Raw genomic sequence first — 24967 nt, 5'->3', positions numbered from 1 at the left:
TCGGGCCCCGTCGGCTCAGGCATGCGGCTCAGCGCCGCGCTGGCTCAGCGGCCGGTCAGCTCCCGGGCCTGCTTCTGGGCGATGAGCGCGAGCTCGACGGCCTTGAAGGCGTGGGACTGGGTCATGGCGTTCTCGGTCCGGTTCAGGACGTCGAGCACGAGCTCCCCGAAGAAGGGGTAGCCCACGTTCCCGTTCGCCTCGAGGCGGTGCTCGCCCTTCCCGTCGACGAGGATCACCTGGTTGGGGCCGTTCTCGGTGGTGACGTCGATGTACTTGCGCAGCTCGAGGTAGCCCTCGGTGCCGACCACGAAGGTGCGTCCGTCGCCCCAGGTGCGCAGGCCCTGCGGGGTGAACCAGTCGACGCGCACGAAGCCCGTCGCGCCGGAGGACAGCGCGATGTGCGCGTCGCCGAAGTCGTCGAGCTCGGGGTGCTCGGGGTTCCCGAAGTTGCCGATCGAGGAGGAGAGGACCTCCGCGTCGTCGGAGCCGGTGAAGGTGAGCATCTGCTCGAAGTTGTGGGAGCCGATGTCGGTGAGGATGCCGCCGTAGCGGGCGCGCTCGAAGAACCAGTCCGGGCGGGTCGAGGGATCCCCGATGCGGTGCGGGCCCATGCCCGTGACCTGGAGGACCTTGCCGATCGCGCCCTGCTGGATGAGCTGGGTGGCGAGCACGGCGGCCTCGACGTGGATCCGCTCGGAGTAGTACACGGCGTACTTCTGGCCGGTGCGCTCGACAGCGGCCTTCGCCTCCGCGAGCTGCTCGAGGGTGATCAGCGGCGTCTTGTCGGTGAAATAGTCCTTGCCGGCCTCCATCACGCGAATGCCGAGCGGCGCGCGGTCCACGGGGACGGCGGCGGCCGCGACCAACTTCACCTCGGGGTCTTCGAGGATCTCCTGCTCGGAGCTCGCGACCTTGGCCTGCGGGAACTGCTCCGTGAAGGTCTTGAGGCGCTCCGGCTGCGGGTCGTACACCCACTTCAGGGTGCCTCCGGCGCCGAGCAGGCCCTGGGTCATGCCTCCGATGTGGCCGTGGTCCAGGTGCATCACGGCGAAGACGAACTCGCCGGGCTCGACGACCGGCTTCGGCATCGCGGCGGGCGCGTAGTTGGCTCCTTCGGAGGCAGACATCGACAGTCCTTTCGGTCGAGGCGGGCGCCCGGCGATCAGGCGCATTCCTCGCCAGTCTCCTGCATCACCAGCGGTGATCGGGCTACATGCCGGGGGTTGCCAGGTGGGTGGGGCGAGCACAGCGCTCAGTGCTCAGCGCTCGGTCCCACCCACCGGCCGACGGGGCTCATGCCTCGTCCGTGTTCTCCGCGGGCTCCGAGCTCTCCGCGGGCTCCGTGTTTTCCGCGGGACCCTCGGCAGCGGGGGACTCCTCGGCGAGGATCCGGTACACCGAGCGCTTGGCCTCGGTGAGCAGGGCGGTGACCTTGGCGAGCTGCGCGGCGTGCGCCGAGCGGCCGGCCTCGCGGACGGCGCCTCCGAGGTCGTGCAGGGCGGCGCGGAGATCGGGGATCTCCTCATCGGCCCCGGCGTCGGGAGAGGCGAAAGGATCGGCCCAGCCGGCCGAGTGCTCCTCGACGTGGGCGCGGCCCGCGTCGGTGAGGGTCGCGAGCTTGCGCCCGCCGTCGGGGGTGGTGGACACGAGCCCCTCGTCCTCGAGCTGCGAGAGCGTCGGGTAGATCGCTCCCGGGCTCGGGTTCCAGCGTCCGCTGGTCCGCTCGGTGATGGTCTGCATCAGCTGGTAGCCGTGCTGCGGGCCCTCGGCCAGCAGCAGCAGGACCGCGGTGCGGACGTCGCCGCGGGACCGCCGGTCGCGTCGGCCGCGCTCGCCGCCCCGATGGGGGCCGCCGCGCCGCTCGTCACCGGGGCCGAAGCCCCCGCGCGGACCGCCGCGCCGCTCGCCGCCAGGACCGAAGCCCCCGCGGGGATCGCCCCCGGGGCCGAAGCCGCCGGGACCGAAGCCTCCGCGTCGGCCGCGGCCTCCGCGCGGACCCCAGGCCCGCGGGTCGGCGTCCGCCGGACCCTCGCCGAAGCCGCCGAAGCGGCCCCCGCCGGGCCGGCCGCCTTCGGGGCGGTGTGCTCGCCCGCGGCGCCCGCCGCGGAACTCGTCGTATCGATGATCGTCATGATGCTGTCGCATGGATGCGCTCCTTCAGTGTGTTCGTATCGTGACAGCATCACGATATATCGCTAACGAGAATCCGGCAAAGGGCTGTGACGCGCGACCCGTCGGCGCTCTCGCGGCGACTGTCGCCCGGCGACCGGCGACCGCCCCGACCGCCGACGCAGAGCGGGCCGAGCTCGAGGAGCTCGGCCCGCCCGGCGGGATGCTGCCACTCCCGCTCGTCCGACCCGTCGGCCGGCGAGCGAGAGCGGGGATCAGACGCTCACGTGCACGTCGGCGAGGGGCACCGCGTCCGGTCGCTCGAGCGTCGAGGCGATCTCGACCCGCTGCCCGGAGCCGGAGGACTCGAGCATCGCGTTCATGACCTCGAGGGCGTGCTGGCCGAGCGCGCCGGAGGCCCGCAGCTGCTCGCCGCGGGTCGCCATGTCCTGCAGGGCGATGCCGCGCGAGGCCCCGACGTACCCGGCCGACTCCGGCACGGTCTCCCAGCCGCCGGAGCCGAGCACGTTCACCGACACCTCGCCGTCGAACCGGTTCGGGTCCGGCACGGAGAGGCTGCCGAGGGTGCCGTGCACCTCGATCGGATGCGCATGGGTCGCGACCGCGTCGAAGCTCATGACCAGCGTGGACAGTGCCCCCGAAGCATGGATCAGCACCCCGGTGACGTGGGTGTCGGTGGTGACGGGGATGACCTCGCCCGCCCGTGCACCCGACCCGATGGTGCGCTCCTCGCGCAGCCGGCTCGACGCCCCGATCACTGCCGAGACCGGACCCAGCAGGGTCACGAGGGAGTGGATGTAGTACGGGCCCATGTCCAGCAGCGGGCCGCCGCCGGGCACGTAATAGAAGTCCGGGTTCGGGTGCCAGCGCTCGTGGCCCGGGGTCATCATCGTGGCGACCGCGGAGATCGGCGTGCCGATCAGGCCGTCGTCGATCGCCTGCCGCGCCGTCTGCGTGCCCGTGCCCAGCACGGTGTCCGGGGCGGAGCCGACGAGCACGCCCGCGGCCGCGGCGGCGGCGAGCACCTCGGCGCCCTCGTCGGCCGTGACCGCGAAGGGCTTCTCCGCGTGGACGTTCTTGCCCGCGGCGATCGCCCGCAGGTCGATCTCCGCATGCGCCGCGGGGATGGTGAGGTTCAGGACCGTCTCCACCTCCGCATCGGCGATCAGCTCGTCGACCGTGAGCGCCCGGACGCCCTCGTGCTCGGCCGCGACGGCGCGCGCCCGGTCCATGTCGAGATCCGCGACGGCCACCAGCTCCACGTCCGGGAGGGTCGGGAAGGTCTTCAGGTACTGCGCGGAGATGTTCCCGCAGCCGATCATGCCCACCCTCATCGGGTCGTCTCCTGCGCGCCGGCAGTGCGGAGAGCGCCGTGCTCGCCGTAGGGCTGTTCGGAGCCGCGCGCCGCCCACAGCAGGCCGCGCTCGATGATCGTGCGGACGTTCGGATCCTCGAGCACCTCGACGCGGTGGCCGGGGGTGGAGACGAAGATGCGGCCCTCGCCCCAGTGACGGGTCCAGATCGCCGGCGAGGTCACCTCGCGGTGCCACGGATCCCACTCCCGGACCTTCTGGGTGGTGGTGGCGAGGACGTCGCAGTAGTCGTCGGCCAGCACCCAGTACTGCTCGGTGACCAGGTCGAAGTCGCTGATGCCGGTGGTGATCGGATGGTCCGCCGCGGCGGGCAGCAGGTTGACGGTGTAGGGCACGTAGTTGTCGGCCTGCTCGCCCTGGCGCTCGTCGGGGTGCTTGCCCGGGTGGCAGCCGAACTGGCCGCCGATCAGGGTCAGGTAGTCGGACTCGTTGCGGTAGCTGTCGGCGATGCCGCCGTGCCAGCCGGCCATGCCGGTGCCCGCCTCGATCGCGGCGCGCAGGCCCTCGAACTCGGGCCGCTGGATGGTGTTCATGGTGTTGCACTGGACGATCAGGTCGACCGTGGCCATGTACGCGGCATCGGCGTAGATCGCCGGCGACTCCTCGATGCGGACGTTGAAGCCGTTCTCCTCCAGGAAGGGGATGAACAGCTCGGTCGCCTCGACGGGCTGGTGGCCGTCCCAGCCGCCGCGGACGACGAGGGCGACGCGGGTGGGGGTGGTGCTCATGCGGAGGGCTCCTGGGTGTCCTGGGTGGTGGTGGTCTGGGGGCCGACGGGTGTCCAGCGCGAGCCGTCGGCGTCGCTGGCCTCCACGGCGGCGAGGACGCGCTGCACGTGCAGGGCCTCGGCGAAGGAGGGCGAGGGGTCGGTGCCCTCGCCGATCGCGCGGACGAGGTCGACGACCTCATGGGTGAAGGTGTGCTCGTAGCCGAGGCCGTGACCGGTGGGCCACCAGGCCGCGGCATAGGGATGCTCCGGCTCGGTGGCGAGCACGCGGGTGAAGCCCTGGCGGCCCGCGGGCGCAGTCGCGTCGTAGATCTCCAGCTCGTTCATGCGCTCGAAGTCGAAGGCCACCGAGCCCTTCGCGCCGTTGATCTCCACGCGCATCGCGTTCTTGCGGCCCTGCGCCATGCGCGTCGCCTCGACGGCGCCGAGCACGCCGTTCTCCAGGCGGACGGAGAACAGGGCGGTGTCGTCGACGGTGACCTGCTGGCGCTCGCCGGAGGTGTCCCCCTTGCCGCCGAGGCCATGCATCGCGCCCGCCGCGGGGCGGGTGGGGACCACGGTCGCGAGGGTGCCCGAGACGGCGGCGATGTCCAGCCCGGAGATCCACTGGAGCAGGTCGATGACGTGCGCGCCGATGTCGCCGAGCGCGCCGGAGCCGGCCTTCTGCTTGTCGAGACGCCAGGTCATCGGGGCATCGGCGTCGGCGAGCCAGTCCTGCAGGTACTGGGCGCGGACCTGCCGGATCTCGCCCACGAAGCCCTCCTGGACCAGCTGCCTCGCATACGCGAGCGCCGGGGTGCGACGGTAGGAGAAGCCGCAGATGGAGCGGATCCCGCGCTGCGCGGCCTCCGCGGCGGCCGCCGCCATCTCCGCGGATTCCTCGACCGAGTTCGCGAGCGGCTTCTCGCACAGCACGTGCTTGCCCGCCGCGAGCGCCGCGAGAGCGATCTCGTGGTGGGTGTCGCCCGGGGTGCAGATGTCGACAACGTGGATCTCGGGATCCTCGATCAGGTCCTGCCAGCGGGTGGTGTGCGCGGCGAAGCCGTACTGCTGCGCCGCCGCCGCGACCGCGGACTCGGTGCGGCCCGCGATCGTGTGCAGCACCGGCGTGGCCGGCAGGTCGAAGAAGCGATGCGCGGTGCGCCAGGCATGGGAGTGGGCGGCCCCCATGAAGCCGTAGCCGACGAGGCCGACGTTGAGGGGCTGGGGGGATGAGTCAGTCATGGACGACGGGGTCTCCTTCAGGGTGGGGTCACTTCCCGGAGCCGGCGGTCATGCCGCTGACCAGATAGCGGCGGCCGAAGGCGTACAGGATGATGATCGGGATCGACGACAGCACGACGGCCGCCATCACCACGGGGACGTTGGTGGCATATTCGCCCTGGAAGCTCCACAGTGCCAGGGGGAGGGTGCGCTTGTCCGGACTCTGGGTCAGGATCAGCGGGAACAGGAAGCCGTTCCAGGACATCAGCGCCTGGTAGACGGCGACCGTCACCAGCGCGGGCCGCACGATCGGGAAGGCGAGGCGCCACATCTTCTGCCACTCGGTCGAGCCGTCGATGTCCATCGCCTCGAAGAGTTCCTTGGGGACGTCCCGCAGGGAGTTGGAGATGATCAGGATGCTGAGCGGCAGGCCGAAGGCGATCGCGGGGATCATCAGGGCGACCAGGGAGTCGTACATGTGCAGCCGGATGATCATCAGGTAGATCGGCACGATCGTCGCCTGGACGGGGATCGCGAGCCCCAGCAGGAACACGCTGCGCACCGGACGGAACACCCGTCCCGTGCCGCGGACGATCGAGTACGAGGCCATGAAGGCCATCAGCACGAGCGGCACCACGGTTCCGACGGCGACGAGCACGCTGTTCAGCAGGTACCGAGTGAAGTCCGCCTCGAGCACGGCGAAGAAGTTCTCGATCGCGACGGGCGCCGAGGGGAGCACCGGGTTCGAGCCGAAGTAGGTCGAGATCGACTTGAGGCTCGTGATGAGCACGAAGTAGATCGGGAGCAGGACGACGCCGAGCCAGAGCCAGCCGAAGGCGCCGCCGATCCAGTTGCGCTGCATGTCAGGCTCCTTCCATCTGGCTGGCGGAGGTGTCCCGGCCGCCGAGCCGCTGCACGCCGAGCGCGAGGCCCAGGCCGATGACGACCAGCATCACCGCGAGGGCGCTGGCCACGCCCATCTCGTTCCCGCGGAAGCCGGTGAGGTACATGTCGAGCGGGAGGATCCGGGTGGCCATCCCCGGACCGCCCTGGGTGAGGACGAAGATGATGTCGAAGTAGGTCAGCGCGCCCACCACCATCAGCGTCGAGCTGGTGATGAGCGTGTACTTCAGCTGCGGCAGGGTGATCGAGAAGAACTGGCGCAGCCGGCCGGCGCCGTCGATCTGCGCCGCCTCGTACATCGACTGGGGGATCTGCCGCACCGCGCCCTGGTAGATCAGGGTGTGGAAGGGGATGAACTGCCAGGCGATGATGAACAGCAGGACCACCCACACCAGCACCGGATCGCCCAGCCAGTTCTGCTTCAGCAGGGGCATGTCGAGGCCGTTGGCGAGCCCGAAGTTCGGGTCCAGGAGCGACTTGAAGGTGATCGCGATGGCCGCGGAGGACAGCAGCAGGGGCAGGAAGTACAGGATCGCGAGCACGTTGCGGTACCGCTGCTGACCGGCGAGGAAGGAGCCCAGCAGGATGCTCATCGGGGTCTGCAGCAGCCAGGTCGCGACGATCATGATCACGACGAGGCCGAGCCCCTGCCAGGTGGTGGGCCGGGTCAGTGCCTCGGCCCAGCTGGTCAGGCCGGTGAACTCGATGGCTCCGATGCCGTTCCAGCTGGTGAAGGACAGGGCGGCGACGCCCACCAGGGGGAGCAGGGCGAAGACGCCGAAGAAGAGCAGCGCGGGCAGCGCGAACAGGACGTGCGAGATCTGCACGCGATCACGGGAGGGACGCGGGGCGGTGGCCGCCGTGTCGGATCGACGGGTGGCGGACGCTGACGCGTCGGCTCCGGCCATGGTGCGCGGCGTGACCGACGGGGAGAGCGCAGTCATCCTCAGGCCCCCTTGCCGGCGGCCATGTTCTCCGCGAACTGCTCGGGGGTAATGGCTCCGAGGAACAGCTGCTCGGTGTTGACGAGCAGGGTCTCCGCCTCGGTGGGCTGGAGCGCCTGGTCCCAGGACTGCGTGAAGGCCGGGGCCTCCTGGATCGAGGAGTAGACCCACTGCAGGTACTCGGCGTCCTCGCTCGCCGCGAGAGCTTCGTCCTGGCCGACGATGACCGGCACGGAGCCGGACGCGATCAGATCGGTCGCGACCTGGTCGGACATCGCGCCGTCCCGCAGGAAGGCCTTCGCGACCTCCTTCTCCTCGTCGCTCGCCGCGGAGGAGAGGGACAGGTAGTTGCAGGGATTCCCGACCAGGTTCGTCAGCTCGCCCGCGCCGCCGTCGATCGTCGGGAACGGACCGAATCCGAGACGGCCTGCCTGCACGAAGTCGCCGCCGCTCGCCTTCATGCTGCCGAAGGTCCACCCGCCGTGGAGCATCAGCGCGGCCTGGTCGGTCCACAGCAGCGCCTGGTCGGTGTTGGAGTCGGCGGCCATCGACTCGAAGCCATCCGCGAAGGCGCTCGCGTCGACGAGCTCCTTCACCTTCTCGCCCATCGCGATGACCGAGTCATCGAGCCAGGCGTCGGACTCGCCGGCCGCGATGCGCGCGAAGACCTCGGGGCCCCCGATGCGGTCGAGCAGGTACTCGAGCCACATCATCGAGGTCCAGCGCGACTGCGCGGCGAGGGAGATCGGAGCGACTCCGGCGGACTTCGCCTTCTCGACCACGCCGAGCAGGTCGTCCCAGGTCTCCGGGGCCTCGGCGCCGATGGTCTCGAGCACCGTCTTGTTATGGAACAGGATGATCGGCTGGGTCGCGCCCTGCGGCACCGCCGAGATCTTGTCGTCGACGGTCGCGGCCGCCCAGACGGACTCGACGAAGCGGTTCTTGTAGTCAGCGTTCTCGTCGAGCCAGCCGGTCAGATCGTCGACCTGGGACTCCTCGACGTAGGTGCGCAGACCGCCGCCGCCCCATCCGTAGATGATCGTCGGGGCCTCGCCCGCCCCGATGGCGGTGCGGATCTTCTGCTTGTAGGCGTCGTTCTGGAAGAAGGTCAGATCGATCGTGCCCTGGTCGCCCTCGTTGAAGGCCTCCACCGAGTCGCCGTAGATGGTCTCGTTGGGCTCGCCGGACAGCGCCCAATAGCTCGCCGAGTTGCCGCCGCCTCCACCGGAGCCGGGGCCGGCGGTACCGCAGGCGCCGAGGGTGAGCGCGGAGAGCCCGGCGGTCGCGCCGAGCAGGGACCGACGGGAAAGAGGAAAGTTTCGCATGACCTGCTCCTGAGTGTCGTCATTGACGGGATCGGTCGACAGCGGGCAGGGAGGCCCGTGCCGGGGAAAGTAAGAGCAAATTACCAACGAAGTTCCGTTGGGTCAACAGCCACCCGATCTGAGACCGGATCGACATGTTTGCGCGAATGACCTGCGTGTTCGTTCGATGATTCGGGCGGAACCGCTCGCGCGTCCCGTCTCGACTTGCCAGGAGGGCTCTCCGACGGACGGGATGTCGCTCCTCCTGGGCTGCAGGCCGCCCGGGCGTGCGACCCGCGCCCCGAGCCCTTGTATCGGTTCAGAAGCCGGAAGAAAGTTTCGCGATAGGTATCCTGACCGCGAGAAGCGACGGAGAGGAGCCGGGTCGATGGCGACGAACAGCGGGAGGACGAGGCGCGTCACGCTGGAGTCCGTGGCGGATCGGGCAGGCGTGTCCCTGGCGACGGCGTCGAAGGTGATGAACGGGCGCGGGGCGATCAGCAGCGCCACCCGTGCAGCCGTGGCGGAAGCAGCTCAGGAGCTGGGGTACGAGCAGCGTCGACGCAAGACGGGGCGCCGCCGCCAGATCGGACTCCATCTGGAGTCCGTGGACAGCGGGTACGTCATGGGAGTCCTCGCCGGCGCTGTCCATGCCGCGCGGCGGGCGGACGTCGACCTGATCGTCTCGAGCCTCGGCGGCGGCGGGCTCACCCGCGAGTGGATGGCCGAGATCGCCTCGCAGCAGGCGGAGGGGATCATCGCCGTGGTGACCACCATCGGCCCCGAGCACCTCCGCTGGAGCCGCAGCCTCTCGCTCCCCCTCATCGCGATCGACCCCGTCCTGGCGGAGCCGGAGCTGGAGGGGCTCCTGACGGTGGGAGCCACCAACTGGGAGGGCGGATCTGCCGCGGTGCGACATCTGCTCAGCCTCGGGCATACCCGGATCGGGCTCCTCGCCGGTCCTCCCGGCTCGGTGCCGGGGCGACAGCGGGTCGAGGGCTATCGCAGTGCGATGGCGAGGGCGGGCCTGGAGGTCGACGAGGAGCTGGTGGACTCCCGGGCCTTCACCGCCGAGGCGGGCGAGGAGGGGGCGCGGCGGTTCCTCGACCTCGCGGATCCTCCGACGGCGATCTTCGCCGCGGCCGATCCGCTCGCCCTCGGGGCGCTCCGTGCCGCGGAGGCGCGCGGCGTCCGGGTGCCGGAGCAGCTCAGCGTGATCGGCTTCGACGACACGATGATGACCCGCTGGACCACGCCCCCGCTGAGCGCGGTCAGTCAGCCCCTGTTCTCCCTGGGGCAGGTCGCGGTGGAGCGCCTGCTGGCCCTGGCGGCGGATCCGCAGGCCTTCGCGCATCCGTTCCAGCTCGAGACCCGGCTCGTCGAACGGGGGTCGACAGCGGCGCGGACCCCGTGAGCCATCTGTGGCTCACGGGGTCCGCGATCGGTCCGTCCGGGTGAACGGTCAGCCGGTCAGCTCAGGCGAGGTCGAGCTGCACGGTGACGTACGAGGCCGGCGGAAGGTCGATCTCGAGGCCGCTCGGCGTGGACCGGACGGCCGAGAGCTCCCGCGGGCTGACCTCCGACGGCGTCTCCGGGGTGTTGACGCTCTGCAGGGTCTCGGACGTGAGCACGGTGGCCCGATGCCCTCGTAGCTCCGCGCCGCGCAGATCGAGCTCGACCGTCCGACCCGCCGTGGCGTGGACGTTCGTCAGCGAGATCAGGGCCGAGCCGTCCTTCACCGAAGCGCTCGCGGAGAGGAGCGGGAGCTCGCGGCCGTCGACGCTCGCCGTGCGCTCGGGCAGCGTGACGTGCACGGGAACGGCGGCGGCGTCGTGGTGACCGACGTTCATCGCGAACACGTGATAGCTGGGCGTGAGGACGAGCGCACCGGTGTCCGGGTCGGTGAGGATCATCGCCTGCAGCACGTTCACGGTCTGCGCGATGTTCGCCATGGTCAGACGTCCCGCATGGCGATGGAAGGCATCGAAGTGGATCGAAGCGACGAGGGCGTCACGGAGGGTGTTCTGCTGGTACAGGAAGCCGGGATTGGTGCCCGGCTCGACGTCCCACCAGGTGCCCCATTCGTCGAGCACGAGGCCGACGGTGCGGTACGGGTCGTAGCGATCCATCGCCGTGCTGTGCCGGGCGAGCAGGGCATCGATCTCGTAGGCACGTGACAGCGTGAGATACCAGCCGTCCTCCGTGAAGTCCGCGGCGTTCCCCTTCTCGGCCCAAGGGCCCGAGACGGTGTAGTGGTGCAGGGAGATCGCCTCGAAGGGGTTCGGTCGAGCCTCGGGCCGCTCGATGAGGCTCTCGCCGAAGACCTGCATGAGCGATTCGGTCCAGGCGAGGTCGCCGTCGGAGGCGCCGGCCGCGATGCGGGTGACCTGGTTCCCGGCATGGTCACGGACGAAGGTCGAGTACTGCCTGGCGAGTGCCGCGTAGTCCTCGGCGCGCATGTTCCCGCCGCAGCCCCAGGACTCGTTGCCGATCCCGAAGAACGGCACCTTCCACGGCTCGTCCCGACCGTTCTGGCGGCGCAGCGCCGCCATCGGCGAATCATCCGCGCGGGTGAGGTACTCGATCCACTCGCTCATCTCCTGCACGGTGCCCGAGCCGACGTTCCCGTTCACGTACGCCTCGGTGCCCAGCAGCTCGACCAGGTCGAGGAACTCGTGGGTGCCGAAGGAGTTGTCCTCCACCACGTCGCCCCAGTGGGAGTTCACCATCCGCGGCCGCTGCTCGCGCGGGCCGATGCCGTCCTTCCAGTGGTACTCGTCCGCGAAGCAGCCGCCCGGCCAGCGCAGGTTCGGGATGTGCAGCGCCCGCAGCGCCGCCACCACATCGTCCCGGATGCCGCGGGTGTTGGGGATCTCCGAGTTTTCCCCGACGAAGAACCCGCCGTAGATGCATCGACCCAGATGCTCGGCGAAATGCCCGTACAGGTGCCGGGAGATCGTGGCCCCGGGCAGGTCCAGGTCCACCACGACCCGGGCGGGGGAGAGCGGTCCGGTCGGCAGCTCGGCCCGCTCGGCGCCGGCTCCGTCGGCGGACAGGGAGGTGACGAGAGCCGTCGCGAGCGAGCGACGGCGATTGGCTGTGGTCATGAGGAAGTGCTCCTGCGTCATCGAAGAGAGCGCGGAGGAAGGCGCCCAGCGCCATCGTGTATCGATACATCGGCCCCGTCAAGAGATGCTCGACGAGAAGGCGCCCTGCCGGCTCGCACGGAGGGGTGGCGGGGCTCCGGTCACCTCAGCGCCGCGTCGACTCCCGCTCGACGAGGATGTACGGCGCCGTGAACTCCAGGTCGTCGGGCGTCCCGTCCTCGAGCAGCCCGCGGAGCAGGGCCACCGCCCGCTGCGCGATCCAGGCGTGGTCGGGGCTGATCGTCGAGATCGACGGAACGGAGAGCTCCCCCTCGGGGATGCCGTCGAAGCCGATCGCCAGGGCGTCGCGAGGGACGTGGAGACCGACGTCGGCCAGCCCGCGCAGGGCGCCGAGCAGGACCCCGTCGGTGATCCCGAGGTAGGCGTCCGGGCGGCGTCCGCGGCGCACGGACTCCCGGACCGCCGAGCGGGCGGCGTACGGGGACAGGTCCGAGATCTCGACGAGGTGCGGCTCGCCCGCTTCGGGTCCCCAGTCGGCGAGGGCGTCGCGGTAGCCGTCCGCGCGCCGGGTCAGCACGGTCTCCTCGTCCGTCGGTGCCCCGCTGATCAGCGCGATGTCCCGTGCTCCCTGCTCGAGCAGATGCCATGTCGCCGCGTAGGCGCCGTCCCGGTTCGGCAGGCCGATGTGCGGAACGCCCAGCGGGCCGGGCCTCTCTCCGAGGACGACCAGGGGGAAGTCCGCGGGCAGGCGTGATGCATGCTGCGGCCCGAGGGCCAGGGGGGTGATGATCATGCCGTCGTACTGGAGTGACCGACCCTGCTCGATCGCCGCCAGCTCGGTCTCCGCCTCCGGGGCGGGACCGGGGGACTCCACGACGAGGGTCAGCCCGTGTCGTCGCGCCTCCTGGGCGATGAGCCCGCCCAGGCGGGCGTAATAGGAGTACGGCTCCGTGGCTCCCGGCACCAGGAGGCCGATCACCCCGCTGCGGCCCGAGCGGAGCGTGCGGGCGGTGGTGTTCATGCGATAGCCGGTGGCGGCGATGGCCGCCGCGACGCGGGCGCGGAGATCGGGGGAGACGCTCTGTTTGCCGCTCAGCACGTTGGACACGGTCATCGGGGAGACCCCTGCTTCGCGGGCGACGGTAGCCATGGTCACTCTCGCAGCCCTCACGGGGTCCTCCTCTCCGGTGCAGGCCCGCTGAACGCGGTTCCCGAAGGCTATCGGAGGGGGAGGTCACCCGTTGACTGCCTCGCGCGCACTGCCCTACGCTGTCACGAAAGCCGACAGAAAACTTTCCGAATGAATCAGAACGGTCGACGGTCGTCTGCGACCCGCACCGACCGCCGTGCAAAGGAGCACCCGTGAGCGCAGCCCCGTGGACCGACCCGTCGCGCAGCATCGAGGAGCGCGCCGATGCCCTCCTCGCCGAGCTCTCCCTCGAGGAGCGGATCGCCCAGCTCGGCAGCTACTGGAAGCGGCCGGAGATCGGCGATGCCGAGGGCTTCGCCCCGATGCAGGCCACCTTCGATGAGGGGCGCGATCCCTTCGAGGAGGCCGTGTCCCACGGGCTCGGTCACCTCACGCGTCCCTACGGCAGCGCCCCCGTGACCGCCGCGGAGGGGGTCGACGCGCTGCGCGCGATGCAGGCCGCCGTCGTCGCCGCCTCGCCTCAGGGCATCCCGGCCATCGTGCACGAGGAGTGCCTCACCGGCCTCATGGCCCACGGTGCCACCACGTACCCCGCGTCCATCGCCTGGGGGGCGTCCTTCGACCCGGAGCTCATCCACGAGATGGCCGCGCGCATCGGCGCGGACATGCGCGCCCTCGGCATCCACATGGGCCTCGCCCCGGTGCTCGACATCGTCCGCGACTACCGCTGGGGTCGCATCGAAGAGACCATGGGGGAGGACCCCTATCTCACCGGCACCCTCGCCACGGCCTACGTCAGCGGCCTGCAGAGCGAGGGGATCATCGCGACCCTCAAGCACTTCGCCGGGCACGCCGCGTCGCGCGCCGGACGGAACCACGCCCCCGTCTCGATCGGGCGGCGCGAGCTCGCCGAGATCGACCTGGTGCCCTTCGAGATGGCGGTACGGCGTGCCGGAGCGGGAGCCGTCATGAACTCCTACGCGGATCTCGACGGCGTGCCGCCCGCGGCGAGCCACTGGCTGCTCACCGAGCTCCTCCGGGACACCTGGGGCTTCGACGGCACCGTCGTCTCCGACTACTGGGCCGTGGACTTCCTGCGCACGATGCATCGGGTCGTGGGGACGAGCCGGCAGGCCGCCGCCACGACCCTGAGCGCGGGGATGGACGTCGAGCTGCCCGAGACCAGCACCTTCCCGGAGCTGGCCGGCGCCCTCGAGGACGGCACGCTCGATCCCGCCGTCCTCGACCAGACGGTCCGACGGGTCCTGCGCCAGAAGATCTCCCTCGGCCTGCTCGACCCGGACTTCGACCCGCGGACCACCGGGGAGGCCGTCGACCTCGACGCGCCGGAGAGCCGGGCTCTCGCGCGACGGATGGCGGAGCAGTCGATCATCCTGCTGCGCAATGATGCGGGACCCCACGCGCTGCCCCTCACGGCACCCGCCTCGCTGGCGCTGATCGGCCCGGCGGCGGTCGAACCGCGCAGCTTCCTCGGCTGCTACAGCTTCACGAACCACGTGCTCTCGCGGCTCACGGAGAACGGCACCTCGGTCCCGGTGCCGACCCTCGAGGAGGCCCTCGGCCAGGAGTTCCCGGACGCTCTGATCTCCCTCGCCCGCGGCGTCGGATTCACCGGTACCGACACCAGCGGGATCGCCGCCGCCGTCGCCGCCGCTCAGGAGGCCGACGTGGCCGTCCTGGCCGTCGGCGACATCGCGGGGCTCTTCGGCGCCGGCACCTCCGGCGAGGGGTGCGACGTCGCCGATCTCCGCCTCCCCGGTGCCCAGCACGAGCTGGTCGAGGCCGTCCTGGCGACCGGGACGCCCGTGGTGCTCGTGATGGTCACCGGCCGTCCCTACGCGCTCGCGGAGTACGCGGACCGCTGCGCGGCGATCGTCCAGGCGTTCATGCCCGGCGAGGAGGGCGCGAGCGCGCTGGCCGGGGTGCTCTCCGGCCGCGTCAACCCCAGCGGGCGCCTGCCGATCGGCATGCCCGCCTCCCTCGGGGGGCAGCCCGGCACCTACCTCGCCCCCGTGCTCGCCTGGGTCAGCGAGGGGATCTCCAACCTCGATCCCAAGCCGCTGTTCCCCTTCGGGCACGGCCTGAGCTACACCCGCTTCGCCTACTCCGATCTGAGCCTCGCCGCCGAGGAGATCGCCCCGGACGGCTCCGTCGAGATCTCGGCGACCGTCACCAACGTCGGCGACCGGGAGGGCGCCGAGGTCGTGCAGCTCTACCTCGGCGATCCCGTCGCCTCGGTGGTCCGGCCGCTCAAGCGGCTCGTCGGCTTCACGAAGATCGCCCTCGCCGCCGGCGAGAGCGCGCGGGTGACCTTCTCCCTCCATGCTGACCGGACCGCGTTCCTGGACGAGCGCCTCCGGCGCATCGTCGAGCCGGGCGAGCTGATCGTGCGCGTCGGCGCCTCGAGCGAGGACATGACCCTCGAGGGATCCTTCGCCGTGGTGGGCGAGGTGCGTGAGGTCGGGGACGGGGACCGGGTCCTCGAGACCCCGGTCCGGGTGGAGCGGGAGTCCGCGAGGACCGTCCCCGGAGCCGCCGCGGACGTGGCCGCCCCCACCGGCGCGGTGCGGAGCGCGACGTGATCGACCATGACCGCGTGGAGACCCTCCGGCTGAGGATCACGGATCAGCACGGCCGAGCCCGCGCCGGGGAGACCGCCCGCCTCGAGCAGGTCCGCCACGCGTTCGGCTTCGGCTGCTCGGCGTTCGAGCTGCGCCCCGAGGAGCCCGATGCCCACACCCGGCTCTGGCTCGACCTGTTCGACATGGCCACGCTGCCCTTCTACTGGCGGTGGTTCGAGAAGACGCCCGGCGAGCCGGACACCGCACGCCTGCTCCGGCTGGCCCAGGGGCTGCGCGGCCACGGGGTACGAGTCAAGGGGCACCCGATGCTGTGGCACACGCTCGCTCCCCAGTGGCTGATGACGGAGGACGACGCCGGGGTCGAGCGGCGCATCCGGGAGCGCATCACCCGCGAGGCGACCGACTTCGCGGGCGTGATCGAGCAGTGGGACGTGATCAACGAGACCGTGATCCTGCCGGTCTTCGAGGCCGAGGAGAACGCGATCACCCGCCTCGCCCAAGCCCGTGGTCGCCGGGAGGTGATCCGGCTCGCCGTCGAGACCGCGCGGGCCGCCGACCCCGCGGCGCGGCTGGTGCTGAACGACTTCGATCTGTCCCCGGCCTTCGAGGACGTCATCGAGGAGTGCCTCGAGGCCGGACTCGGGATCGACGCCATCGGGCTGCAGACCCACATGCACCAGGGCTTCCGGGGCGAGGAGCAGATCGCCGAGATCATCGGACGCTTCTCGCGGTTCGGCCTGCCGATCCAGCTCACCGAGACCACCCTGGTCTCGGGGGACCTCATGCCCGCTCATATCGAGGACCTCAACGATCACGTGGTGGACTCCTGGCCCTCCACGGACGAGGGGGAGGCGCGGCAGGCGGACGAGATCGAACGCCACTACCGCACCGTCCTCGCCCAGCCCGCTGTCGAGTCGCTGACCTACTGGGGCCTCGGCGACGCCGGTGCCTGGCTCGGCGCCCCGGCGGGCCTGGTGCGGGCCGACGGCTCGCCCAAGCCGAGCTACGAGGTGCTTCGCGGGCTGATCCGCGACGAGTGGTGGGTCGGGAAGCGCACCGTGCACGCCGACGGGGAGGGCGTCCTGGAGCTCCGCGGATTCGCCGGGGAGTACCTCCTCGAGCTGGACGGGGAGAGCATCCCGCTCACGATCCCCCGAGGGGGCGGGGAGAGGGAGCTGTCTCGGACTCGTCCGGAGCTGCGGGGCTGACGAACCTCTCGGCGATCAGCCGGGTCACGGGCCGTTCCGAGGCCCACAGCGCGAACACCAGCAGGGATGCCGTGATGAGCAGCAGGAACTCGCTCACCATCAGGGTCATGCCGAGTACCAGGACGCTCAGCGAGAGCAGGGCGAGGGTGGAGAGCGGAGCGGCCAGCAGCGTGAAGGCCGCCAGCCGGAAGGTGTCGCGCACGCGGAAGTTGAAGGTCGAGACGATCGAGAGCACGCGCGCGAGGACCAGCAGCGAGATCGCCCCCGTGACGAGGAGGGCGATGGTCAGCGCCGCGCCGCCGGCCGACGCGACGGTGGAGAGGTTGAGCGCGACCAGGGAGAGCACGAGCAGCACCGGCGTGCCGACCTTGAGGCTGTCGACCGCGTTCCGCCGATAGCCCGTGAGGAAGTGACGGGCCGGGATCAGTTCCCGGTCCTCGCGCCAGGCGCGACTGGCGTGGAGGCCGGCCGCCACCGCGGGCAGCATCGGCAGCGCTCCGAGCACGAAGAGCATCGAGCTCAGGGGGCTCGGGGATATCACGGTCCAGAGCACCAGGGTGGGTGCCACTGCGAGCACCAGCAGCACGTCGAGCGCGAGGAACCAGTAGATCCCCTCGGCGAGCTCGAGGAACAGTCCGCGTGAGCGGTGGGGTGGCGTCATTGCTCCTCCTGGGGGCGCCGCGGTGCCGCCGGGAGCGACACGACCCATCATGCCCGAAAGTTTCGACTCCTGTCGAGGCGTAGTTGCCGGAATGTGACCTGAGCGCGTGCCGACTCTGCGGAGCTCTAGAAGGGCTATTCGACACAAAAGCCCAGGTCGCAGCACTTCTATCCGGTCCTGCGATCAGAACTGCGTGTTTTCGGGAAGTTCTTGACCGGCGCTGAATCCGGGGCTAGGTTGAGGGAGTCACGAAAACCTGACGAAAGTCTCGGCAACTCCCCGGCACAGTCGCTGGCCAATGCCCCGTCAATGAGGCGGATCGTCAGGTGCGCTCGAGCATCCCCCCGGTCATCCGGGAGGGGCTGGACCGACGTGAGTGCAGCAGTGTAACGATCCACTTCACCCTCGCCGCCCCGACCGGCCGCGGCGCTGACTCTGATGAGGAGACGGCAATGACGACGCCCCGCACCTTCCCCTTCGCCCCTTCCCGACGCAGCTTCGTCGGCCTCTCCGCCGCGGCCTTCGCCACGGTGGCCCTCTCCGCCTGCAGCTCCGACGCCGGGGAAGAGGTCGACGTCTCGACCCAGAACGTCGGCGCGATGGAGAACTACACCGCCGACATGCAGTTCAAGGCGACCGAGCCGATCCAGGTCAGCATGCTGTGGACCGATTGGCCCGACGTGCCGGTGGAGGACACCTGGCGCATCTTCGACCTCATCAAGGAGCTCACCAACGTCGAGATCACGCTGACGCACATCCCCTTCAGCGATGCGACGGAGAAGCGCTCCCTCCTCATCAGCGCCGGTGACGCGCCGACCCTGATCCCGCTGGTCTACACCGGTGAGGAGGCCCCGTTCGTCTCCTCCGGTGCCGTGGTGCCGATGAGCGACTACGTCGACCAGATGCCCAACTTCCAGAAGTACGTCGAGGAGTGGGATCTCGGCGAGATGATCAACAACCTCAAGCAGGCCGACGGCAAGTACTACATGGTGCCGGGCCTGCAGGAGGTCTCCGTCCCCGTCTTCAGCCTCGTGATCCGCAAGGACGTCTTCGAGGAGCTCACCGGCGCGGTGCCGAACACCTGGGAGGAACTCCACGAGGGCCTCAAGCTCATCAAGGAGAAGTACCCCGACGCCGTCCCGCTGGCGGACGGCTTCGAGGCGCAGTCCATGCTCAACTACGCCTCGCACGCCTTCGGGACGAAGGCCGGCTGGGGCTTCGGCGACGGCACGGTCGAGGGGCCCGACGGCAAGCTCACCTATGTCGCGGTCACCGACGAGTACAAGCAGCTGCTGGAGACCTTCCATGCGCTCGTCGCCGACGGTCTGCTCGATCGTGAGTCCCTCACCGCCTCCAACGACGGCAGCGGCGCGGCCTCGGTGAGCGAGAAGTTCGCCGCGGAGACCTGCTTCGCCGCCTCCGGCTCCTCGGGCACCGCGATCGAGTTCGCCCAGGCCCTGAACGAGACCGTGGGGGAGGGCAACTACTCGGTGACGCTCATCCCGCCGCCCGCCGGGCCCGCGGGGGACAACGTCGAGCCGCGCAACTTCTGGCACGGCTTCATGCTGAACTCGCAGATCACGCAGTCCGAGAACTTCCTCGCCACGCTGCAGTTCCTGGACTGGCTCTACTACAACCCGGACGCCCGCGAGATGCTGCGCTGGGGCGAGAAGGACGTGAACTACACCAAGTCCGAGGACGGCACCATCGAGCTGATGGACGGATTCGCGCTCGAGAGCTACAACATCAACTCGGGGGCCGAGGTCGACATCAACGTCGATCTCGGGTTCTCCACCTTCCCCTGCGAGTCGACGGAGTCGCGCGCGCTCAAGGAGTCCTACAGCACCCCGGAGTTCGTCGAGTACATCGACAACGTCCTGTCCGTGCGCACCCCGCGGGATCCCTACCCCCCGAAGCCCATGGACGAGGCCGAGCTCGAGCAGGCCTCGCTGCTGGCGACCCCGATCAAGGACGCAGTCGACACCGCCACCCTGCAGTTCATCATGGGCGAGCGGGACCTCGGCGAGTGGGATGCCTTCGTGGGCGAGCTCGAGGCCGCGGGTCTGCCGCGCTACCTCGAGCTGCTCAACACTGCTCGTGACCGGTTCGTCGAGGCGAACGGGTGACCGGCCCCTTGAGCGGCGGGATGGTGACCCCATGACGACCACATCGACCGTGGAGGTCGCGGCGCCCGAGGCGGCGCCGCGGCCTCCGGCCCCGGTGCGCAGGCCAGGGGCCTGGAAGCGAGCGCTGCGCCGCGACTGGCCGCTCTACACCTTCGTGATCGCACCGCTGATCTTCCTCGTGATCTTCCGGTACGTGCCCATGCTCGGCAACGTGATCGCCTTCCGCCGGTTCCGACCGGGCGGGAGCATCTTCGGCGACGAGTGGGTCGGCACCTTCTACGTCGACATGTTCATCCATGACCCGGCGTTCTGGAACGTCTTCACGAACACCGTGATCATCGGCGGGATGACACTCGTGGTCTGCTTCCCGCTGCCGATCATCCTCGCGCTCATGCTCAACGAGGTGCGGCGACGGCACTTCAAGCGGATCGTCCAGTCCATCAGCTACCTGCCGCACTTCCTCTCGGTCGTGATCGTGGTGGGCATGGTCTACCAGCTGCTCTCCCTGCAGGGCACGGTCAACCAGGTCATCGAGGCGTTCGGCGGCGACGCCGTCTCCTTCCTCCAGCGACCCGAGTGGTTCCGGTTCGTCTACGTCGCCTCCGAGGCGTGGCAGACCGTCGGCTGGGGAACGATCCTGTACCTCGCCGCCCTGACCGCGGTCGACGACGCCCTCTACGAGGCCGCGCGCATCGACGGCGCCAACCGCTGGCAGCAGACCTGGCACGTCACCATCCCGGGGATCCGGCCCACCATGGTCACGCTGCTGATCCTGAACATCGGCAGCTTCCTCAACGTCGGGTTCGAGAAGGTCCTGCTGCTGTACAACCCCATGACCTACTCCACGGGCGACGTAATCTCCACGTACCTGTACCGCGTAGGCCTGGTGTCGAACAACCTGAGCTACGCCGCGGCCATCGGCCTGTTCCAGGCGATCATCGGATTCGCGATGGTCATGACGGCCAACTACATCTCGAAGCGATTGGTGGGGACGAGCCTGTGGTGATCGAAGCGATGACGTCCGACGCCCCGCGCAGCACCGCGCCGGCCCGGCGGACCTCCCGGATCAAGGACTCGACGTCCTACAAGGTGTTCACCGTCGTGAACACGGTGGCGCTGCTGCTGCTGTGCGCGATGATGCTCTACCCGTTCATCATGCTCCTGGCGCAGTCGTTCAGCTCGGCCGGGGCGATCAACGCCGGGAAGGTCAACCTCTTCCCGGTCGACTTCAACCTCGACACCTATCGGGCGGTCGCCAACAACGGCAGCTTCTGGCGCAGCTACGGCAACACCGTGGTCTACACCGTGATCGGCACGACCATCGCGATGGTGCTGACGACGACGTACGCCTTCGTGCTCTCCAAGAAGCACCTGCGGGGACGCGGCCTGCTCATCGGCATCGCTGTGTTCACGATGTTCTTCAACGGCGGCATCGTCCCCAACTACGTGCTGATCTCCTCGCTGGGCATGAAGAACACGATGTGGGCGGTCATCCTGCCGCCGGCCCTCTCCGTCTTCAACCTGCTGGTCATGAAGGCGTTCTTCGAGAACCTGCCCACGGAGCTCGAGGAGGCCGCGCACATCGACGGTCTGAGCTGGTTCGGGATCTTCTTCCGGATCACGCTGCCGCTGTCCAAGGCAGTCATCGCCACGATGGTGCTGTTCTACTCGGTCCAGTACTGGAACGACTGGTTCGCTGCCTTCCTCTATCTGGACCGCACCGAACTCTTCCCCGTGACGCTGTTCCTGCGGAACCTCATCGCCGGGGCCTCGACCGCCGCGTCCGAGGGTGCCGCGGCCTCGGGCGCCGCCGTCAACGACATCAACGCCAACATCCAGTCGGTGACGATGATCCTGATCCTGATCCCGATCCTGTGCGTGTACCCGTTCGTGCAGCGGTACTTCGTCTCCGGGATCATGCTCGGCTCGGTCAAGGGCTGAGCACCCGCGCCCCGTCGATCCCCGGTCGACGGGGCGCGCGCACGTGCAGGCGCAGTTCCGATCTGTCCTCACCCGACGACGACGTCGAAGGAGACCCATGAGACGCCGCGAGATCTTCACCGCCGGAGCAGTCGCCACCACGGTGGTGGCGGCCGCCCCCTCCGCCTCCGCAGCCCCCGACGGCGGCACCGGTCCGGGGCGGCCTCCCGGGAACGGGAGGACGACACCGCCGGGCCTGGCGGCGAAGGACACCCTGGCCTTCGCCGCCGGCGACCGGCTGAACATCGGCTGCGCCGTCGCCGGCGGCGGGCACCACCGTGGCCAGGACTATCCCGACCCGTTCACGAGCGACGAGCCGTACCGCGAGGTGCTCGCCGCCGAGTTCACGTCGCTCTCGGCCGAGAACCAGATGAAGTGGGATCATCTGCGCCCCGCTCCGGGTGCCTTCGCCTTCGCCGACTCCGACGCGATCGTGGACTTCGCCCAGGGCAACGGTCAGGTGGTGCGGGGCCACACCCTGATGTGGCACAACCAGAACCCGAGCTGGCTCCTGGAGGGCGGCTACACCCCCGAGCGGCTGCGCGAGATCCTGCGGGAGCACATCCACACCGTCGTCGGCCGCTACGCCGGCCGGATCCAGCAGTGGGACGTGGTCAACGAGATCGTCGACGACAGCGCGGCGTTCCGCCTCGAGGGCAACATCTGGCTCCGGGAGCTGGGCGTCGGGATCATCGCCGACTGCTTCCGCTGGGCGCACGAGGCGGATCCGGAGGCGCAGCTGTTCGTCAACGACTACAACGTCGACGGCATCAACCCCAAGTCCGACGCCTATTTGGCGCTGATCCAGGAGCTGCTCGCCGACGGCGTGCCGGTCCACGGCTTCTCCACGCAGGGGCATCTGTCGATCCGCTACGGCTTCCCCGACGACCTCGCGGAGAACCTCCAGCGCTTCGCGGATCTCGGGCTGCACACCGCGATCACCGAGCTCGACGTGCGCATGGACCTGCCCGATGGTGCCGCGCCGACCCCGGAGCAGCTCGAGCAGCAGGCCGACTACTACCGGCGCGTGACGGAGGCCGCCCTGGCCGTGGACAGCTGTCGCTCCCTGACCCTGTGGGGAGTGCTCGACAAGTACTCATGGGTGCCGGTCACCTTCCCGGGGGAAGGGGCGGCGACGGTGCTGTGGGACGACTTCACCCGCAAGCCGGCCTACGACGCCGTGCAGGACGCGCTCGCGGAGGCGAGCGGTCGTGCCGGGCATTCGGCGCTGCGGCGCTGACGGCCCTGCCCGCCCCCGACGGAGCGGGGGCGGGTGCTGCGGCACCGGCCCCCGCGCCTCCGCTCAGAGGTGTGCGTGCAGCCAGTCGAGCTGACGATGCTGCTGCGTGGCTCCTCCGCCCTCGTGGTTGTTGTAGGGGTAGACGACGATCTCCCGCTCGGGATCGGTGCCGCTCGCGCTGCCGTAGAGGTTGTAGGCGGCGAACACCGTCGAGGGCGGGCAGATCGTGTCCCGCAGGGCGACCGAGAACATCGCCGGCGCTGTGGCTCGCCTCCCCAGGTGCAGGGCGTCGACGTAGGCCAGGGTGCGGAACGTCTGCTCCTCGCGGTCCCGGTGGACCGCCAGGTAGCGGACGATCTCCTGGTAGGGGTCGGCATCGGTGATGTCGACCGCGCGGCGCATGTGGGTGAGGAAGGGGACGTTGGCCATGAGGGCGTCGACGTCGGGCACCAGGCCCGCGGTCCCGAGGGCGAGCCCCCCGCCCTGGCTGTTGCCGGTCACGGCGATGCGTCCGTCCGCGCCGGGCAGTGCACGGGCGGCGTCCACGGCGCGCACCGCGTCGGTGAACAGGCGCGTGAGATAGCTGGTGTGCGGGGAGGAGATCCCGCGGGTCATCACTCCGGGGGCGGCCGGCCCGGAGCCGACCGGGTCATCGGTGTGACCACCGGAGCCCCAGGTCGAGCCCTGACCGCGGGAGTCCATCACGAGGTGTCCGTACCCGGCGGCGGAGAAGGAGAGGCGCTCGAGCGGCTCGCCGCGGCCGCCGCCGTAGCCGAGGTACTCGACGACGACCGGCAGGTCCGATTCGACCGCTGCGGGACGGTTGTACCAGGCGCGCACCGGCGTGCCGTCGTGGCCGGCGAAGGTCACGTCCCAGGTGTCGATCAGCGTCAGGCCGTTGTCGACCTGCTCGAGCGACAGGATGGGCCCGGAGCTCTCGCGGGCCCGGGAGAGCGTCTGCTCCCAGAAGGTCGGAAGGTCGTCGGGTTCGCAGAGCTGCGGGCGGTATTCCCGCAGCGCCTCGAGGGGCAGGTCGAACAACGCCATGGGGGTGGGCCTCCGCGGTGAGGACCGGGCGGGGACACCCCACGCTCCGGTGGACGATGAATGCGAAAGGCAACTGAAAGTTGCGTAAGAGTTTAGGCTATGGGCGGCCGTGGTGACGGTCAAGCAGGGCATCTGCGGGTACCGTTCAGCGAGGTGCCGCAGTGCCGGTGGCGATGGAGCAGCGGAGGACGAGGACATGGTGCAGAGCGAGTCGCAGGGCGAGCGCGTGACCCTGAAGGACGTGGCGGAGCGGGCCGGGGTCTCCCTGGCGACCGCGTCCAAGGTGATGAACGGCCGTGCCGATGTGCGTCAGTCGACCCGCGAGACCGTCGCCGAGGCCGCCCGTCAGCTCGGCTACGAGTCCAAGCGGCGGGGGAGCGAGAGCCGGCGCGCCGTCCTGATCCACTTCGACACCCTCACCAGCCCCTACTCGCTGCAGGTCCTCGAGGGCGCGGAGCAGGCCGCCCATCGGGCGGGGGTGGACCTGATGGTGGTCAGCGGGGACCAGACCGCAGCCGGTCTCACCCGCGCCTGGATGGCCGACGCCGCCGCCCGCGGGGTCGAGGGCGTGATCCTGGTGACCACACCGATCGGTGCCCGGCACGCGCGGTGGAGTCGGGACCTGCGCCTGCCGCTGATCGCGATCGACCCCGTCTCCATCGATCCCGACGTGAACGGCATCGTCGTCATCTCCGCGACCAACTGGGAGGGCGGCGCGACAGCCGTCCAGCACCTCCTGGACCTCGGGCATCGTCGGATCGGCGTGCTCGCCGGGCCGACGGACTCCGTGCCCGCCCGCCAGCGGCTGCAGGGCTATCACTCCGCGCTCGGCGCAGCCGGCGTGCTGTGGGAAGAGGAGCTCATCGCCCACGGTGACTTCTCGTACGCCGACGGTCAGAGCGGTGCCGAGCGCCTGCTCCGGCTGCCCGAGCCGCCCACCGCGATCTTCGCCGTCGCGGACACCCTCGCCGTGGGAGCCCTGCGGGCCGCCCGGCAGCACGGGATCGACGTGCCGGAGGAGCTCAGCGTGGTCAGCTTCGACGACACGATGATCGCCCGATGGACCCACCCCCAGCTGACCGCCGTGCGCCAGCCGCTGTTCTCGATGGGGCAGGTCGCTGTCGAGCGGCTGCTCGCCCTGTCCTCGGACCCGGGGCTGTTCGCTCACCCCTTCAAGCTCGAGACCCATCTGGTCGAGCGGGAGTCGACGGCGCCGCCCCGGGCGTGACCTCCTTCCCCTCACGGGCAGGCGATCAGCGGC

At 70.1% G+C, this 24967-nt stretch carries 20 protein-coding genes; 8 read left to right on the top strand and 12 right to left on the bottom strand.

Annotated features, from left to right (window positions below; translation table 11 throughout):
- Positions 1-44: 44 nt before the first annotated feature.
- The 8 genes from ACZCAH_RS06085 to ACZCAH_RS06050 all read right to left on the bottom strand — a co-directional run bounded on the left by ACZCAH_RS06085 (position 45) and on the right by ACZCAH_RS06050 (position 8605).
- Positions 45-1127, bottom strand: coding sequence for a Gfo/Idh/MocA family protein (locus ACZCAH_RS06085; protein WP_464340226.1), 1083 nt, complete (start codon positions 1125-1127; stop codon positions 45-47).
- Positions 1128-1293: 166 nt separating this feature from the next.
- Positions 1294-2145, bottom strand: a complete 852-nt coding sequence (locus tag ACZCAH_RS06080; protein WP_464340225.1) for a PadR family transcriptional regulator — start codon at positions 2143-2145, stop codon at positions 1294-1296.
- A gap of 239 nt (positions 2146-2384) precedes the next feature.
- Entirely contained in the window at positions 2385-3464 is a 1080-nt protein-coding gene (locus ACZCAH_RS06075; protein ID WP_464340224.1) for a Gfo/Idh/MocA family protein, read from the bottom strand.
- Complete coding sequence (locus ACZCAH_RS06070) at positions 3461-4231, bottom strand: ThuA domain-containing protein (RefSeq protein ID WP_464340223.1); 771 nt, start codon at positions 4229-4231, stop codon at positions 3461-3463. Before ACZCAH_RS06070 ends, ACZCAH_RS06075 begins: the two co-directional genes overlap by 4 nt.
- Positions 4228-5454 (bottom strand): Gfo/Idh/MocA family protein, encoded by a 1227-nt coding sequence (locus ACZCAH_RS06065; protein WP_464340222.1) that lies wholly within the window; start codon positions 5452-5454, stop codon positions 4228-4230. The genes ACZCAH_RS06070 and ACZCAH_RS06065 overlap by 4 nt, the downstream gene beginning before the upstream one ends.
- Before the next feature lie 28 nt (positions 5455-5482).
- Complete coding sequence (locus ACZCAH_RS06060; RefSeq protein ID WP_464340221.1) at positions 5483-6295, bottom strand: carbohydrate ABC transporter permease; 813 nt, start codon at positions 6293-6295, stop codon at positions 5483-5485.
- Position 6296: 1 nt separating this feature from the next.
- Positions 6297-7280, bottom strand: coding sequence for a carbohydrate ABC transporter permease (locus ACZCAH_RS06055; protein WP_464340220.1), 984 nt, complete (start codon positions 7278-7280; stop codon positions 6297-6299).
- 2 nt (positions 7281-7282) lie between these two features.
- Positions 7283-8605 (bottom strand): extracellular solute-binding protein, encoded by a 1323-nt coding sequence (locus tag ACZCAH_RS06050; RefSeq protein ID WP_464340219.1) that lies wholly within the window; start codon positions 8603-8605, stop codon positions 7283-7285.
- 367 nt (positions 8606-8972) lie between these two features.
- Here ACZCAH_RS06050 and ACZCAH_RS06045 point away from each other — a divergent pair, with 367 nt between their 5' ends.
- Positions 8973-9998, top strand: coding sequence for a substrate-binding domain-containing protein (locus ACZCAH_RS06045; RefSeq protein WP_464340218.1), 1026 nt, complete (start codon positions 8973-8975; stop codon positions 9996-9998).
- A gap of 61 nt (positions 9999-10059) precedes the next feature.
- On the opposite strand, the gene ACZCAH_RS06040 is transcribed toward ACZCAH_RS06045, so the two are convergent.
- Positions 10060-11691 (bottom strand): alpha-N-arabinofuranosidase, encoded by a 1632-nt coding sequence (locus ACZCAH_RS06040; protein WP_464340217.1) that lies wholly within the window; start codon positions 11689-11691, stop codon positions 10060-10062.
- Between the two features lie 145 nt (positions 11692-11836).
- Positions 11837-12862 (bottom strand): LacI family DNA-binding transcriptional regulator, encoded by a 1026-nt coding sequence (locus ACZCAH_RS06035; protein WP_464340216.1) that lies wholly within the window; start codon positions 12860-12862, stop codon positions 11837-11839.
- A gap of 191 nt (positions 12863-13053) precedes the next feature.
- Here ACZCAH_RS06035 and ACZCAH_RS06030 point away from each other — a divergent pair, with 191 nt between their 5' ends.
- Together ACZCAH_RS06030 and ACZCAH_RS06025 are read left to right on the top strand one after the other, a co-directional pair.
- A complete protein-coding gene (locus tag ACZCAH_RS06030) occupies positions 13054-15444 on the top strand; it encodes a glycoside hydrolase family 3 N-terminal domain-containing protein (protein ID WP_464340215.1) in 2391 nt (796 codons plus the stop codon).
- Positions 15441-16652 (top strand): endo-1,4-beta-xylanase, encoded by a 1212-nt coding sequence (locus ACZCAH_RS06025; protein ID WP_464340214.1) that lies wholly within the window; start codon positions 15441-15443, stop codon positions 16650-16652. Before ACZCAH_RS06030 ends, ACZCAH_RS06025 begins: the two co-directional genes overlap by 4 nt.
- Here the strand turns inward: ACZCAH_RS06025 and ACZCAH_RS06020 are convergent.
- Positions 16588-17313: a DUF624 domain-containing protein gene (locus ACZCAH_RS06020; RefSeq protein WP_464340213.1), complete on the bottom strand. Its 726-nt coding sequence runs from the start codon at positions 17311-17313 to the stop codon at positions 16588-16590. The two genes, ACZCAH_RS06025 and ACZCAH_RS06020, sit on opposite strands and share 65 nt — an antisense overlap.
- A gap of 452 nt (positions 17314-17765) precedes the next feature.
- On the opposite strand from ACZCAH_RS06020, the gene ACZCAH_RS06015 reads away from it, so the two are divergent.
- The 4 genes from ACZCAH_RS06015 to ACZCAH_RS06000 all read left to right on the top strand — a co-directional run bounded on the left by ACZCAH_RS06015 (position 17766) and on the right by ACZCAH_RS06000 (position 22659).
- Positions 17766-19439, top strand: a complete 1674-nt coding sequence (locus tag ACZCAH_RS06015; RefSeq protein WP_464340212.1) for an ABC transporter substrate-binding protein — start codon at positions 17766-17768, stop codon at positions 19437-19439.
- Positions 19440-19470: 31 nt separating this feature from the next.
- Complete coding sequence (locus ACZCAH_RS06010; RefSeq protein WP_464340211.1) at positions 19471-20445, top strand: ABC transporter permease; 975 nt, start codon at positions 19471-19473, stop codon at positions 20443-20445.
- Between the two features lie 8 nt (positions 20446-20453).
- A complete protein-coding gene (locus ACZCAH_RS06005; RefSeq protein ID WP_464340210.1) occupies positions 20454-21380 on the top strand; it encodes a carbohydrate ABC transporter permease in 927 nt (308 codons plus the stop codon).
- A 97-nt stretch (positions 21381-21477) separates the two neighbouring features.
- Positions 21478-22659 (top strand): endo-1,4-beta-xylanase, encoded by a 1182-nt coding sequence (locus ACZCAH_RS06000; RefSeq protein WP_464340209.1) that lies wholly within the window; start codon positions 21478-21480, stop codon positions 22657-22659.
- Between the two features lie 63 nt (positions 22660-22722).
- Here the strand turns inward: ACZCAH_RS06000 and ACZCAH_RS05995 are convergent, their stop codons facing one another.
- Positions 22723-23706 (bottom strand): acetylxylan esterase, encoded by a 984-nt coding sequence (locus ACZCAH_RS05995; protein ID WP_464340208.1) that lies wholly within the window; start codon positions 23704-23706, stop codon positions 22723-22725.
- A 196-nt stretch (positions 23707-23902) separates the two neighbouring features.
- Between ACZCAH_RS05995 and ACZCAH_RS05990 the strand changes: the two genes are divergently transcribed.
- Entirely contained in the window at positions 23903-24934 is a 1032-nt protein-coding gene (locus ACZCAH_RS05990) for a LacI family DNA-binding transcriptional regulator (protein WP_464340207.1), read from the top strand.
- The last annotated feature ends 33 nt before the right edge of the window (positions 24935-24967 follow it).

The organism is Brachybacterium sp. B718/18 (genome assembly GCF_055454375.1).
The sequence above is the reverse complement of the archived record's forward strand: the minus strand, read 5'-3'. Positions and strand labels throughout refer to the sequence as shown.

What these genes read in the sequence shown, in the direction of transcription:
- ACZCAH_RS06010 (WP_464340211.1), top strand. Translation starts at nt 19,471, where the DNA reads ATGACGACCACATCGACCGTGGAGGTCGCGGCGCCCGAGGCGGCGCCG.
- ACZCAH_RS06040 (WP_464340217.1), bottom strand. Translation starts at nt 11,691, where the DNA reads ATGACCACAGCCAATCGCCGTCGCTCGCTCGCGACGGCTCTCGTCACC.
- ACZCAH_RS06045 (WP_464340218.1), top strand. Translation starts at nt 8,973, where the DNA reads ATGGCGACGAACAGCGGGAGGACGAGGCGCGTCACGCTGGAGTCCGTG.
- ACZCAH_RS06085 (WP_464340226.1), bottom strand. Translation starts at nt 1,127, where the DNA reads ATGTCTGCCTCCGAAGGAGCCAACTACGCGCCCGCCGCGATGCCGAAG.
- ACZCAH_RS06020 (WP_464340213.1), bottom strand. Translation starts at nt 17,313, where the DNA reads ATGACGCCACCCCACCGCTCACGCGGACTGTTCCTCGAGCTCGCCGAG.
- ACZCAH_RS06060 (WP_464340221.1), bottom strand. Translation starts at nt 6,295, where the DNA reads ATGCAGCGCAACTGGATCGGCGGCGCCTTCGGCTGGCTCTGGCTCGGC.
- ACZCAH_RS06065 (WP_464340222.1), bottom strand. Translation starts at nt 5,454, where the DNA reads ATGACTGACTCATCCCCCCAGCCCCTCAACGTCGGCCTCGTCGGCTAC.
- ACZCAH_RS06080 (WP_464340225.1), bottom strand. Translation starts at nt 2,145, where the DNA reads ATGCGACAGCATCATGACGATCATCGATACGACGAGTTCCGCGGCGGG.
- ACZCAH_RS06070 (WP_464340223.1), bottom strand. Translation starts at nt 4,231, where the DNA reads ATGAGCACCACCCCCACCCGCGTCGCCCTCGTCGTCCGCGGCGGCTGG.
- ACZCAH_RS05995 (WP_464340208.1), bottom strand. Translation starts at nt 23,706, where the DNA reads ATGGCGTTGTTCGACCTGCCCCTCGAGGCGCTGCGGGAATACCGCCCG.
- ACZCAH_RS05990 (WP_464340207.1), top strand. Translation starts at nt 23,903, where the DNA reads ATGGTGCAGAGCGAGTCGCAGGGCGAGCGCGTGACCCTGAAGGACGTG.
- ACZCAH_RS06005 (WP_464340210.1), top strand. Translation starts at nt 20,454, where the DNA reads ATGACGTCCGACGCCCCGCGCAGCACCGCGCCGGCCCGGCGGACCTCC.
- ACZCAH_RS06075 (WP_464340224.1), bottom strand. Translation starts at nt 3,464, where the DNA reads ATGAGGGTGGGCATGATCGGCTGCGGGAACATCTCCGCGCAGTACCTG.
- ACZCAH_RS06000 (WP_464340209.1), top strand. Translation starts at nt 21,478, where the DNA reads ATGAGACGCCGCGAGATCTTCACCGCCGGAGCAGTCGCCACCACGGTG.
- ACZCAH_RS06050 (WP_464340219.1), bottom strand. Translation starts at nt 8,605, where the DNA reads ATGCGAAACTTTCCTCTTTCCCGTCGGTCCCTGCTCGGCGCGACCGCC.
- ACZCAH_RS06055 (WP_464340220.1), bottom strand. Translation starts at nt 7,280, where the DNA reads ATGACTGCGCTCTCCCCGTCGGTCACGCCGCGCACCATGGCCGGAGCC.
- ACZCAH_RS06015 (WP_464340212.1), top strand. Translation starts at nt 17,766, where the DNA reads ATGACGACGCCCCGCACCTTCCCCTTCGCCCCTTCCCGACGCAGCTTC.